Annotated in this window: 8 protein-coding genes and 3 pseudogenes; 5 read left to right on the top strand and 6 right to left on the bottom strand. The window is 67.9% G+C overall.

The features are described from left to right. Positions 1 to 206: 206 nt before the first annotated feature. Positions 207 to 1,373 (top strand): annotated as a pseudogene (locus tag AC0VX4_RS10340) (IS3 family transposase). A gap of 39 nt (positions 1,374 to 1,412) precedes the next feature. Here AC0VX4_RS10340 and AC0VX4_RS10335 read toward each other — a convergent pair. Continuing rightward, a complete protein-coding gene (locus tag AC0VX4_RS10335) occupies positions 1,413 to 2,414 on the bottom strand; it encodes an alpha/beta fold hydrolase (RefSeq protein ID WP_270618461.1) in 1,002 nt (333 codons plus the stop codon). Between the two features lie 38 nt (positions 2,415 to 2,452). Here AC0VX4_RS10335 and AC0VX4_RS10330 point away from each other — a divergent pair, with 38 nt between their 5' ends. After that, positions 2,453 to 3,004, top strand: a complete 552-nt coding sequence (locus AC0VX4_RS10330; RefSeq protein ID WP_181743456.1) for a TetR/AcrR family transcriptional regulator — start codon at positions 2,453 to 2,455, stop codon at positions 3,002 to 3,004. Between the two features lie 143 nt (positions 3,005 to 3,147). On the opposite strand, the gene AC0VX4_RS10325 is transcribed toward AC0VX4_RS10330, so the two are convergent. Then, on the bottom strand, positions 3,148 to 4,365 hold the full coding sequence (locus tag AC0VX4_RS10325) for an MFS transporter (RefSeq protein WP_141842686.1): 1,218 nt from the start codon (positions 4,363 to 4,365) through the stop codon (positions 3,148 to 3,150). A 107-nt stretch (positions 4,366 to 4,472) separates the two neighbouring features. On the opposite strand from AC0VX4_RS10325, the gene AC0VX4_RS10320 reads away from it, so the two are divergent. Next, on the top strand, positions 4,473 to 5,036 hold the full coding sequence (locus AC0VX4_RS10320; protein WP_141842689.1) for a TetR/AcrR family transcriptional regulator: 564 nt from the start codon (positions 4,473 to 4,475) through the stop codon (positions 5,034 to 5,036). On the opposite strand, the gene AC0VX4_RS10315 is transcribed toward AC0VX4_RS10320, so the two are convergent. Beyond that, positions 5,033 to 6,379, bottom strand: a complete 1,347-nt coding sequence (locus AC0VX4_RS10315; protein ID WP_181743457.1) for an AlbA family DNA-binding domain-containing protein — start codon at positions 6,377 to 6,379, stop codon at positions 5,033 to 5,035. The two genes, AC0VX4_RS10320 and AC0VX4_RS10315, sit on opposite strands and share 4 nt — an antisense overlap. 456 nt (positions 6,380 to 6,835) lie before the next feature. Between AC0VX4_RS10315 and AC0VX4_RS10310 the strand changes: the two genes are divergently transcribed. Further along, the gene (locus AC0VX4_RS10310) at positions 6,836 to 8,080 is read left to right on the top strand and encodes an IS256 family transposase (RefSeq protein ID WP_031943898.1); all 1,245 of its coding nucleotides are present in this window, start codon (positions 6,836 to 6,838) and stop codon (positions 8,078 to 8,080) included. Positions 8,081 to 9,162: 1,082 nt separating this feature from the next. Here AC0VX4_RS10310 and AC0VX4_RS10305 read toward each other — a convergent pair. From AC0VX4_RS10305 to AC0VX4_RS10295, 3 genes and pseudogenes are all read right to left on the bottom strand, one after another. Further along, positions 9,163 to 9,456, bottom strand: a pseudogene (locus tag AC0VX4_RS10305) (integrase core domain-containing protein); the annotation flags it as partial. Positions 9,457 to 9,460: 4 nt separating this feature from the next. Continuing rightward, positions 9,461 to 10,903: an IS30 family transposase gene (locus tag AC0VX4_RS10300; RefSeq protein ID WP_475464340.1), complete on the bottom strand. Its 1,443-nt coding sequence runs from the start codon at positions 10,901 to 10,903 to the stop codon at positions 9,461 to 9,463. 53 nt (positions 10,904 to 10,956) lie between these two features. Then, positions 10,957 to 11,379 (bottom strand): annotated as a pseudogene (locus AC0VX4_RS10295) (transposase); the annotation flags it as partial. A gap of 52 nt (positions 11,380 to 11,431) precedes the next feature. Between AC0VX4_RS10295 and AC0VX4_RS10290 the strand changes: the two are divergent. After that, positions 11,432 to 12,326, top strand: a protein-coding gene (locus AC0VX4_RS10290) for an IS5 family transposase (protein ID WP_102708846.1) whose coding sequence is annotated in 2 segments (ribosomal slippage) — positions 11,432 to 11,788 and positions 11,790 to 12,326 — 894 coding nt in all. Because the reading frame shifts where the segments join, the coding sequence is not laid out codon by codon here. Positions 12,327 to 12,466: the final 140 nt, after the last annotated feature.

The following is a 12,466-nucleotide window of genomic DNA, read 5'->3' as shown; positions in this document are numbered from 1 at the left end:
GCGGGGTCGGGCGATGGCTCGGCCCCACCACGCGGCAGGGGGCGCCCCCTGCTGTTCCGACGCTTCAATCGACGCGCCCACTCAGGAGGCCCGCGTGCGTCCCCTGGCCCTCACGGCGCGTAGTCGCACGATGGCAAGGGACTGCTGCACGGATAGGTGACATCTGATCTGTGACGCTGTGAGGCGTTGCTGGAAGGATGAACACCGTGCCCAAGCCCTATCCCCAGGAGTTCCGCGACGACGTCGTGCGCGTCGTCCGCGATCGTGAACCTGGCCAGACCATCAAGCAGATCGCCGCGGACTTCGGCATTGCCGAGTCCTGCCTGCGCAACTGGATGCGCCGGGCGGACGTGGAAGAGGGCTCCACACCCGGAACGAGCGCCGCCGAGCACGCCGAGCTCCGGGAGGCCAAGAAGCGCATCCGGCTGCTGGAGCAGGAGAACGAGGTTCTGCGCCGGGCGGCGGCCTATCTGTCCCAGGCGAACCTGCCGGGAAAATGAAATACCCGCTCGTCCGTGAGCTGGCCGCCGACGGGATCCCCGTCACGGTGACGTGCCGGGTCCTCAAGCTCGCCCGCCAGCCCCTACTACCGCTGGCGCGCCACCCCGGTCACCGACGCCGAACTGGCCGAGGCGTACCTGGCCAACGCGTTGTTCGACGCCCATCGCGACGACCCCGAGTTCGGCTACCGGTACCTGGCCGATGAGGCCCGAGACGCCGGCCACGCCGCGTGTGACCGGACGATGTGGCGGGTGTGCTCGGCCAACGGCTGGTGGAGCGCGTTCGGCAAGAAGCGCGGCAAGAACGGCAAGAAGCCGGGCCCACCGGTCCACGACGATCTGGTGAAACGCGATTTCACCGCCGACGCCCCGAACGAACTCTGGTTGGCCGACATCACCGAACACCGCACCGGTCAAGGCAAGCTCTACCTGTGCGCGGTCAAGGACGTGTACTCCAACCGGATCGTGGGCTACTCGATCAGCGACCGGATGAAGTCGCGCCTGGCCGTGAATGCGCTAAACAATGCCGTGGCCAGACGCACCGAGGTGGCCGGCTGTATCCTGCACACAGACCGCGGATCGCAATTTCGGTCCAGGAAATTCGTCCGCGCCCTGCACCACCACGACATGGTCGGTTCGATGGGCAAGGTCGGTGCCGCCGGTGACAACGCGGCCATGGAGAGCTTCTTCGCGCTGCTGCAGAAGAACGTCCTGGACCGTCGCACCTGGGCCACTCGCCAGGAGCTGCGGATCGCGATCGTCACCTGGATTGAGCGGACCTACCACCGCCGGCGCAGGCAGACAGCCCTGGGCCGATTGACTCCCGTTGAATACGAGACCATCATGACCGCACCGGCCGCTCAGGCAGCCTGACCCACCCTGTCACCTATCCGTGCAGCAGTCCCGACCGGCTCACCGCCCCTCGCTGGCGTCCCAGAAGTCGAGAAGCTCCCGTCCTAGCGCGTCTGCCTCGTCCATGGGCAGCGAGTGCGTGCCCCCAGGCCACACGGTGACCTCGGCTTGTGAAACGAGCCTGGTGACGCGTTCCGCGGCACCCGGACCGCCGGCGAGTGCTGATTCGCCGCCGATGTCGAGCCTCACCGGCATCGTCAAGGAACGCCACTGATCGTCCGTCAAGGTGCGCGGCATGGGCAGCGCAGCCGTATACCCCTGCGTTGCCTCGCTGATCATCACGGACATCGGAGAGCGTTCGGCGACGTCGTCTGTTGTGGTGCCCCCGATCTCCGCCAGCGCGCGGTCCTGCCAGGACTGCGGGGTGGGGAGTGCTGCGATGGTCGACCAGAAGTAGATCGAGGCCGGCATTCCGCTGGCGGCCATGATCGGCTCGAGCAGGGTGAGGGAAGCGACCTGTTCTGGGTGGGCCAGGGCCAGCTCGGTCGCGGTGGCGCCACCGAAGCTGTGACCGACCACGTGGACCGTGTTCATGCCTAACCCGTCGATGGCTTGGGACACCCATGCGCCCTGATCTGCGGGCTCTCCCAGGGGCATCGATTGTGCGCTCAGGCCGGCATCCCCGATCGGATCGAGTGCGATGACAGTGCGCTGTCCGATCCACGACGGCAGATTTTCGGCCCACATCGGTGCACCGCTGGACCGGCCGGGCATGAGGAGGACTGGTGCTCCGGCGTCGTCGGGGCCGTTCCACACGAGGGCATGGACAATGCCGTAGTCCGTCTTCACCTCGCGTGTGACGTCTGGTGCCGGCAGACCGGCGAGGACGTCGCGGTAGGCCCTCTCATAGGCGGACCGCGCCTCCTGAGTGCGCCAGTGCCCGACTTGTGGGTCGGCGGTGAAGAGATCCACCACCTTGCTGGCGGCGAGGCCCAGGATGACCGCGACGGCCACCACCTTCATCACACGACCCACCCGCTGAACGATACGTTTGTATTGCATGACGGTAAGGATACGTTCGTATCGATAGGATGGTCAACATGGATCAGGGCAAAAGAGAAGAGATCTTGGCCGGCGTCTGGCAGGTGATCGCCACCAGGGGAATCGCCGCTGTCAGCGTACGGTCCGTGGCGGAGGCGGCCGGTGTCTCGCCCGGGCGGGTCCAGTACTACTTCACGGCGAAGACGGAGCTCGTCCGTGCCAGTGCGGAGCTGATGCTGCGTGGTGCGGCTGATCACCACTCCGAAGCACTGGGGCCCCGCGACGATCCGACCACGCTGAAGTCCCTGCTGATGCACGCCTTCGGCCCGGCGGCGTCGTCTCGGACCGGGATGGCCGTCTACTACTCCTATGTGGCTGCGGCGGTGTCCGACCCCTGGATCGCCGACCTCCTCGCCGAGGCGAAGAAGGGCCTCGTCGACGCAGTGGCGGCCTGTCTTGCCGCTCAGTGCCCCCAGGTGGCCGACCCGGGTTCAGTGGCCTGGGAGCTCGTTCTGTTGTCCGACGGTGCTGCGCAGGCCGTGTTCCTGGGCGCACTTACAGAGGGCAACGGGCGTGCCCTCATCGAGGCGGCGCTGCGTCGTCTGGAGTGACCTGCCCTCCCGCCGACGCGCGGACCATGGTCGTGGCCTTGGCCGCGGCGTCCTTCCTGGTCGTCGCTCGCCAGGTCGCCATCACTCAGACCGCCCCGTGCTGGATCGCGTCCTGCAGGCACCTTCCCGCGGGGGAATGACCCTCACGTGCGTGTGTGAGCCCGTGATGGACGCAGCATCGCGCCGGCCACCCCGGCTCCGGCGGCGATCAGAAACGCCAGGCGCATGTCCGCGGCCCCCGCCAGGGCGCCCAGAGCGGGGGAGGCCGCGGCCTGGCCGGCGGCGATGGCCAAGAACGCCAGACCCACCCCGGTGGAGGCGCGGCCGGGATAGAGGCGCGTGCCCCAGAGCAGCAGCACCCCGGTCAGGGCGATGTAAATCGCTCCGAATGCGCCTGAGGCGGCGACGGCAACCACCGGGTCCTGCGGCCACAGCGCCCACGCCGCGGTCGCCGCAGCGAAGACGGCCATCAGTCCGGTCCAGGCGGTGGGCAGGGACATCCGTCCCACGAGATCCCCGGCGGCCGCCCCGGCCAACCCGCACGCACCCAGCACGATCCACGCCGCCGTAGCCAGACCGGGCCCGTGACCGCCGGCGGTCTGCAGGAAGTCCTGACCGAACGTCCACCCCGCCGCGCTGGAAGCTCCCATGACCGCGGAGGCGGTGACCAGGGCCCACGCGCCCGGCGGAAACAGTGGGGGCCGCCCGTCGGCCTGCGCAGACTCTGCCTTTGCGCGGGCGGCCCCCTGCCGGCCGGCGGGCACGGTCCTCCAGATCCAGAGGGTGACCAGCGCGGCCAGGGCGGTGAAGATCCACCATCCGGTGCGCCACTGCTCCTGGGTCAGCAGGGCGACGGGGCCGGAGACCATCACCCCTACCCCGGTGCCGGCGTTCACCACCGTCTGGACCCGGTCCTGCCGGGCCGCCGTCACGTGCTCGGAGACCGCGCGGGCCAGGGGCGGGGAGGCCACGCCCGTGCTGGAGCCGGCCACCGCCACCCCGACCCCGAGGACCAACGCTGAAGGGGTCGCGGCGATCATCGCGCACCCGGCCGTGGCCAACGCCCCCGCGGTCACCGCCACCGGGCGTGCCCCAACCCGCGGCGTCAGGGCCGTAGCGGCCAGGATGCCCACGCAGTAGGCCGTGTAGCTGGCCGAGGCGATCAGCCCGGCGGTGGCCGCGTCCAGCGCGAACGCCTCGCGGAAGGCGGGCAAGAACAAGCCGTAGGCGAAGCGGGCAAGCCCATAGCAGGCGGCGATGAGGCTCGCGCCGGCCGCCGTGAGCGCCACTGTGGCCCGAGGGGTGAGGGGGCGGGCGCCGTTGTCGGCCCGTCCGACGGGGGTGGTCTCGGTGCGGGACATCGCGGCGGTCCTATCTGGGCGTGGCCGCCCGACAAAGAGAATTCACCGATCGGTGAATTCTGCAGGAGACTACGTACACTGGTCGGTGAAGTCAACGAGGAGGTCCCATGGCTCAGGTTCAGACGCCGGCGCTCACGCCGGGGGCCCGTCGCATCCTGGACGCGGCGGAACGGCTGTTCTACGCCCAGGGGATCCACGCGGTGGGGGTGGAGGCGATCGCCGCGGAGGCGGGCATGACCAAGCGCACCCTCTACAACCGGTTCGGGTCCAAGGAGGCCCTCGTGGAGGCCTACCTGCGTCAGCGTCACGAGCGGTGGTGGGTGCGCCTGCAGGAGCGCCTGGCCGTGGCGCCGGAGCCGCGGGTGCTGGCGGTGTTCGACTCCTACCGCGATGACGCCGATGGTGCCCTGCACGGGTGCGCGTTCCTCAACGCGGCCGCTGAACTGCGGGGGGACCACCCTGGCCTGACCGTCATCCGGGAACACAAGCAGGCCGTACGGGAGAAAGTCCAGCGCCTGATCGCGGCCGAGCGCGGCAAGGAGGCTGCTCAGCGTCTGGCCGAGCATGTGTTCCTGCTGCTCGAGGGGGCAATCGCGCAGCGCGGCGTCGACCCGGATGGCCGGAGCCTCGAGATCGCCCAGGGATTGGCCAGGGAGCTGCTGGCGGCTTAGTCATCCTCCAGGGCGAGTGCCGTGGCGAACTGATCCGCCGTGATGCTGGGCAGAGCACCCCGCTGGGACAAGAAGTCCTCCAGCAGTTCCCACACACTGCGCACAAGCTCCCGGCGGCCGTGTGTGGCCACTGCGGTCCCCGATACGGCCTTGAGCCCGCGAAGACGGTCGTCGTCGCTGATGGATGCGTACATGCTTCCCATCCAGCTGCGCCGTCGGATCCCCTCTGGTGGCCGGGAGGGGCCGAACTTCACAAGGAAGTCGCCGCTCACGTTGCCGGCCTCGACGGTTCGCACCAGCATGGCCGTCAAGTCCCAGGCGAGGGTTTCGGCGTCCTCGGCTGCCACGAATTCCGGGGTGAGGTCATCCCTGCCGAATCTGCCGTCTCGAGTCACGCCCAGACCTAAGCCGCCGTCCCCGTGGATTTCCAGGCGGGCGCCTTGGGGGTAGTCGGGGCGGGGGAGGTAGGTGTGGTGGTACAGGCCCAACCCCCGCCGCAGCTCGGAGAAGGCGGATGTCCTCAATGCGCTGAGACCCTCGAACGATTGCTCTGGCCGACGGGCCTTCACGGCGTCCAGGAACCGGGTTGCCCCGATAGCGCTCAGTCGACGGGGGTCGACGCGCGGTTGGAGCGGGACGGCCACGGCGGTCATCCAGATGGGAGGCGGCCCCATGATAGTCGTGCCGTTGACAGTGCGTGCGTTCGAGCCCAGTTCAGGGTCGGCGCCGACGGCCACCACGAAGTCGTGAAATCGCTCGCTCACGCTCGCGCGTTGCTCGCGTCGCCGTTGCTCCCGCCGTCGGTAGGCCTCCTCGATCTGGCGTTCGGTCATGTTCGCCGTGTGGGAGCCGTTGCGCCACGGGGCTTGGAACCATCCCTGATCCGACTTGTCTTTGGGAGGGCGGATCAAGTGCGGTGCCTCCGGGCTGGCTGGCACGTGCAATGCCAGGACCCGGCGCCCGTCGTCCCAGATCACGTGTTCGAACTGCACGCCAGAGACAGGTGGGTAGGTGCGGGCCAGGATGGCGCGCCGGATCTGCAGCTCCTGTACTTCGGAGACTTCCCCGACGCTTACGATCGCCATCGGCGTGTTGGAGCGTTTCTCTTGCACTCCGTACACGATCACGCCGCCGTCTCCGTTGGCCATGGCGGCGACATCCTTCGCCAGCTCGCGGGCTTTGGCTTCCAGATCAGGACCCTTGAGGTCGTCAGGTAGGGGGAGCTGGACCTTCCAGTCCAGTTCCTCTTCCTCCTTGAGACTCTCGCGTACTGCGGCCTCGATGTGCTCAGGTTTGAGCTCTGGATCGGTCAGCCCCAGACGGGCGTGAATGCGGGTCCACATGGGGTCAGCGTAGGGGGCTGGCCCCATGGGCGGGCGGGACGGCGGCGATGCCAAGCTCGTCGGAGATTTCCAGAACTTCTGTCGGGCGATTATCCAGATCCTTGAGAGGGGCCGTGCGGGCGAGGGGAAGGAGCAGGCAGCTCAGCGGGCCTCCCCGCCCTTACGTGATGCTCTGACCCATCGGCGTTGCCACGGGGTCTCTACCGCATGGGCGTCGTAGTGCTCCCGGACCCACCGGATGGCGGCCTCTGGTTCGAGACCCTCGTGGCAGGCCAGGGTGGCCAGAATCGTGTCGGTGCGGTCTCGGCCGCCGCCATAGGCGATTTCGACCCAGTTGAGTCCCTGATAGTGGTGTAACCCTCCCCGGCCGCCAACACCGTCCCCAGCATGGACGCGGTCACCGTGGGAGCCTTCGAGTGAACCTTCCACAGCACTCTCGAAAGGGACATCACCACGATGACCGCTCCTCACATTGTCGACCCTGAACGCCTGCTACGCGAAGCGATCGGCGAAGCCTCGCCGGACTTGTTGCGCCACCTGCTGCAGACCGTGATCAACGCCCTGCTCAGCGCTGACGCAGACGCGGTCTGCGGCGCCGAGTACGGCACCGCTTCTGATACCCGCACCGCACAGCGCAACGGGTACCGCCACCGGCCCCTCGACACCCGCGCCGGCACGATCGACGTGGCCATCCCGAAACTGCGCGCCGGCACGTACTTCCCAGAGTGGCTGCTCGAGCGACGCAAGCGGGCCGAGTCCGCGTTGATCACGGTCGTCGCCGACTGCTACCTCGCTGGGGTCTCCACCCGACGCATGGACAAGCTCGTGCGCCAGCTGGGCATCGACTCGCTCTCGAAGTCCCAGGTCAGCCGGATGGCCGCCGAGCTGGACGAGCACATCGACGCGTTCCGGCACCGCCCGCTGGGGGATGCCGGCCCGTTCGTGTTCCTCGCCGCGGACGCCCTGACCATGAAGGTTCGCGAGGGTGGTCGGGTGATCAACGCGGTGGCCATGGTCGCCACCGGCGTCAACGCTGACGGGCGACGTGAGGTACTCGGGCTGCGGGTGGCCACCACGGAGTCAGGCGCGGCGTGGAACGAGTTCTTCGCTGATCTGGTCGCCCGCGGCCTTCACGGGGTGAGACTGGTGACTTCGGACTCCCACCGTGGCCTGGTCGAAGCCATCGCGGCGAACCTGCCCGGGGCCGTGTGGCAGCGGTGCCGCACGCACTATGCCGCGAACCTGATGGCGGTGACCCCGAAGGCCATGTGGCCGGCGGTGAAGGCCATGCTCCACAGCGTCTACGACCAGCCTGACGGGCCCGCGGTGCACGCCCAGTTCGACCGGCTCTTGGACTACGTGGCCGAGCGGTTGCCCGCCGTGGCTGGGCACCTCGATGCTGCTCGGGAGGACATCCTCGCGTTCATCTCGTTCCCGAAGGACGTGTGGTCCCAGATCTGGTCGAACAACCCTGCCGAGCGCCTGAATCGGGAGATCCGGCGCCGCACGGACGCGGTGGGCATCTTCCCGAACCGGGATGCCGTGGTGCGGCTCGTGGGGGCCGTGTTGGCTGAGCAGACGGATGAGTGGGCCGAGGGCCGCCGGTACCTCGGTCTCGAGCTGCTGGCCCGCTGCCGCGAGCCCCTCACGCAAGAACCGGGCACCGTGATGGGCACGGAGGTGATGCCGGCCCTGGCCTGATTCTCATGCCTCGAAGACGGTTACACCACTTCCAGGGACTTGACCTTTCGACCCGGTGATGGGTGCTGAGCTGCAAGGCCTGGTCGATCGCGGCCCGGGCCTGGCGGGAGTCGAGGGGCAGACCGAAGTCCGGCCACGGCACCCGGACGTGAGGCCGGGAGGGGTGGGGTCGGCGCCACAGGGCGTAGACCCCCCCAGTCGGGCTCTTGCTGTACGGGTGCGGACCATCGGCGTCCGCGGACCAGTCGTCCGCTGGGCAGGGGGAGGACGCCTGCGTCGTCGGGTTCCCATGTGGCCATGGGCCCATCCTGAGTCCCCTCCGGCCGTCGAAGGAAGGGCGAACCCAGTCGTGAGCGTGGCGCGTTACGCGGCGGTGCCCAATAATCCGGTCTATCCATATGTGTCAAGTCTTGGAGAGCTCAATCGCGTATGAATCATATCCGCGCGTTTGTGAAATCTTCGCTGCATCTCGACAGCTGCATCTCGACAACCGGGCGATGGCGCAGGGCACAAGGGAAGGCGAGGTGGTGTTGTTGAGATGCAGCGAAGATTTCACACGACACGCGGCGAACTCTTCGCAGAGCCGGATGATCGGCGAGGTCTGCGAAAAGTAGTCCTCAATCGCTGGCGGTGGTGACAACGTCGCCGGTCAGTACCTCTGGCTGACCGCCCTGACCCCTGTGCCGCAGATATGCCCCTGGGGTGCACAAGGGATCGCGTTCATGCCTCGAAGGCGATTCATGAGGTCATGCCACCTGGCCGCACGATGTCGGCTGCCGGTACGCAGGGCAGATAGGCCAGTTCGGAGGCCGACCGCGGGCTATCAGCCAGTGTCGCTCTTGCCTGCTACCTTGCGAATCTGCACTGAAGGGTGTTGTGCGGCGATGGTTAGCAGTTGAGAAACGGCAGCTCCTCCCGAAGGAGTCTGTAGTCCGGAAACAACCGCCGAGGCACTCCGCCTTCCGCCAAACTTCAGGGCCTGCGACAGGATAGTCACGACGCCCGTAGATGCGCGGTCTGCAACGACCAACCTACTCAGCCCTCTGAGGGGACTGCCGCACGTTTAGGTGACAGTTGGGGTGTCAGGCCGCGAGGCTCACGGCCGGGTTCATGATGGCCTCGTATTCGACGGGGGTCAATCGGCCCAGGCGGGCCTGTCGGCGGTGTCGGTGATACGTCCTTTCGATCCAGGTGATGATTGCGATTCGGAGCTCTTCTCGGGTCCGCCAACGCTTACGGTCCAGAACGTTCTTCTGTAGCAGCGCGAAGAAGGACTCCATGGCGGCGTTGTCTCCGGCAGCACCGACTTGGCCCATCGAGCCGATGAGGTGATGACGGTTCAGGGCGTGCACGAACTTCCGTGACCGGAACTGGGCGGGTTCAACCGGTCGTTGCAACACCGTTCGTCGTGAGCGAGCGTAGCTGCTCGGCGAAGACCTCCGCTGGCGTCTTCCAGTCCAGGACCTTCCTGGGCCTGTTGTTCAGCGTGTACGCGACTGCTGCGAGGTCCTGGGCCGACCACCTCGACAGGTCCGTGCCCTTGGGGAAGTACTGCCGCAGCACCCCGTTCGTGTTCTCGTTCGTCGGCCGCTGCCATGGTGAGTGCGGGTCGGCGAAGAACACCTTCGTGCCCGTGTCCATCGTGAACCTGGCATGCCCGGCCAGCTCCTTGCCCCGGTCCCACGTCAGGCTCTGCCGCAGCTGCTCCGGCACGTCCGCCATCGCCTTGATCAGGGCCGCGGTCATCGCCTCGGCCCCGTACCCGCCCAGCGAGGGCCCGTTCTTCACCGGCGGCTGCTCACCCCATCCCTGCAGGCGGGGCAAGTGGACCAGGATCGTGGCCCGGCTCTTGCGCTCGGCCAGAGTCCCGATCGCTGAACGCCCGGTCCCGATGATCAGGTCCCCTTCCCAGTGCCCGGGCACAGCACGATCAGCGGCCTCGGGTGGGCGCTTGCTGAACACCACGTCCTCGGTGACGTGGCCCTGGGGCTTGTTCCGGGTGCGTGCCCGCGGCTCGCGCAGAGCCCGCCCGGTACGCAGGCACGCGACGAGCTCATGCTTGAGCGCCCCACGCCCCTGGATGAACAGCGACTGGTAGATCGCTTCATGAGAGATCCGCATGGACTCATCATCCGGGAACTCCACGCGCAGCCGGTGGCTGATCTGCTCAGGACTCCACGCCGTAGACCACCGCCGGTCCGCCCGGCGCGGTTTCATCTTCCGCCCCTTGAACCCGGGCCCGACCGGTCCTGGCACGGCCACGCCATCGGGGCCCAGAACCACCCCGTTCAGCCGTGCCTGGACGTAGTCGTGCAGCCGCTGGTTCGTGGCCAGTTTCGCCGGCTTGGGGCGCCTGGCCGCCTGCTGGGCCTTCCACTGCGCCACCGTGGCCCGGTACTCCTTCCCCCCGGAACGTGTGGCGCAGTTGCGGCGCAGCTCACGACTGATCGTGCCCGGGTCACGTCCCAGGGCACGCCCGATCTGGCGCACCCCGTGGCCCTGGGCGTGGAGGATCGCGATCTCCTCACGCTCAGCGAAGGACAGGTACCGGCCGGTGGGCTCGACCAGGGGTAGTGGGGTCATCCCGCCAGCGTGACGGAACCAGCGCGCCCCGACGGGCCAGGACACGCCCACACTCAGGGACGCCTCGACCGTGGTGACGCCAGTGGCGATCACCCGCCAGAACTGGCGTTGGACCTCCCGTGAGGGCTGCGGCCTGCCAGGAGAACGCATCGGGGCCCGCAAGGCCCGATCCGCTCTCCACTGCCGCCGTGTCCCCTCCGGCACGTCACTGATCTTCCTCGCCCAGTCCTTGCTGGCCATCGCCCATACCTCCAATGATTCTGGGGGTGTTGCGACGACCGATTGAATCCACCCTGGCTGCCCCTGTCACTGTGGTGCACCAGGCCATGCCGGTCGCGGCTGGCGCCGGTGGAGACCAGTGCGTGCTTAAGGGCGAGCAACGGCAGCCCCGCGGTGTGAAGGTTGTCCGAGACCGCCCATCCCACGATGCGCCGGGAGTAGACGTCGGTGATGAAAGCGACATAGCAGAACCCGCCCAGGATCCTGACGTAGGTGATGTCAGCGACCCACAGCTGGTTCGGCCGCTCGGCGGTGAAGCAGCGCTCCACGAGGTCAGGACGAGCATCCGGCTCGCCTGCCGGCCTCGTGGTGATCGGCTTGCGGCCGCGCCGAACCCCTTCCACGCCGGCGAGCTTCATCAGGCGGGCGACCTGGTCACGGCCGATCTCCCACCCGGCGCGGCGCATCGCGTGGTGCATCTTGCGGACCCCGTAGACGCCTAGGGCGTGTCTGAGAATAGATGCACGAGTCAGCTGAGACCCTGGGGACATGTCCCGGTTCCAGATGCTCTCCGACGCCCAATGGGAGTTGATCGCCCCGATGCTCCCGACCCGGACCGGCCGCGCCGGCAGGCCGTTCGCCGACGCCCGCACCATGGTGGAGGCGATCATCTACCGGTACCGGTGCGGAATCGCTTGGAGGGATCTGCCCGAGGTCTACGGGCCCTGGCAGACCGTGTGGACCTGGCATCGGCGCTTGGCCGAGAAAGGCACCTGGGACACGGTGCTGGCCACGCTGACCGCCGCCGCTGACGCCGAAGGCCTGATCGATTGGTCGGTCTCGGTGGACTCCACGATCGCCCGCGCCCACCAGCACGCGACGAACATCACCCGCCACACAGGGGGATGGATCGAACTACAAGAATCCGCGTGAGGAGCCGGCCGATCACGGCATCGGGCGCTCCCGTGGCGGGCTGAGCACGAAGATCCATCAGCTCGTCGATGGGACCGGGCTGCCGCTGGTCAGCCTGATCACCCCCGGCCAGGCAGGGGACTCCCCGATGCTGCTTCCTCTTCTGGAGCAGCTGCGCGTGACCCGGCCAGTAGGGCGGCCCCGGACCCGCCCCGAGGCCGTGCTGGGCGATAAGGCGTACTCCTCCCGGGCGATCCGCACCCACCTACGTGCCCGCGGGATCAAAGCGGTCATCCCCGAACCGGCCGACCAGCAGGGCCACCGCAGACGGCGCGGTGCCCGCGGCGGGCGCCCCGTCAGCCTCGACGCGGACGCCTACAAGGGCCGCAACGTCATCGAGCGTCAGTACGCTCACCTGAAGCAGTGGCGGGGTCTGGCGACCCGGTATGACAAGTACGCGATCATCTACAGGGCCGCTGTGGTCCTGAATGCTGTGCTCGCATGGTCAAAACGATTGTCAGACATGCCCTAGTTCTCCGCGTGGATCCGGCGGAGTTCCTCCACGAGGATCCCGTCCCGCAGCGTTCTCGAAGACCTGGGTCGTGTCTTCGCGGCGCGGTAGCCGCGGGAGGTGATGAACCCACATTCCGTCGCACGCAGGGTGCGACAGAT

It is taken from the genome of Micrococcus sp. 63XJN7_8_ISO-PGPR-S23-253 (assembly GCF_056173425.1).
The sequence above is the reverse complement of the archived record's forward strand: the minus strand, read 5'-3'. Positions and strand labels throughout refer to the sequence as shown.

Excerpts from the sequence above, each read along its gene's own strand:
- AC0VX4_RS10335 (WP_270618461.1), bottom strand. The coding sequence starts at position 2,414 with ATGCAATACAAACGTATCGTTCAGCGGGTGGGTCGTGTGATGAAGGTG.
- AC0VX4_RS10330 (WP_181743456.1), top strand. The coding sequence starts at position 2,453 with ATGGATCAGGGCAAAAGAGAAGAGATCTTGGCCGGCGTCTGGCAGGTG.
- AC0VX4_RS10325 (WP_141842686.1), bottom strand. The coding sequence starts at position 4,365 with ATGTCCCGCACCGAGACCACCCCCGTCGGACGGGCCGACAACGGCGCC.
- AC0VX4_RS10320 (WP_141842689.1), top strand. The coding sequence starts at position 4,473 with ATGGCTCAGGTTCAGACGCCGGCGCTCACGCCGGGGGCCCGTCGCATC.
- AC0VX4_RS10315 (WP_181743457.1), bottom strand. The coding sequence starts at position 6,379 with ATGTGGACCCGCATTCACGCCCGTCTGGGGCTGACCGATCCAGAGCTC.
- AC0VX4_RS10310 (WP_031943898.1), top strand. The coding sequence starts at position 6,836 with ATGACCGCTCCTCACATTGTCGACCCTGAACGCCTGCTACGCGAAGCG.
- AC0VX4_RS10300 (WP_475464340.1), bottom strand. The coding sequence starts at position 10,903 with ATGGCCAGCAAGGACTGGGCGAGGAAGATCAGTGACGTGCCGGAGGGG.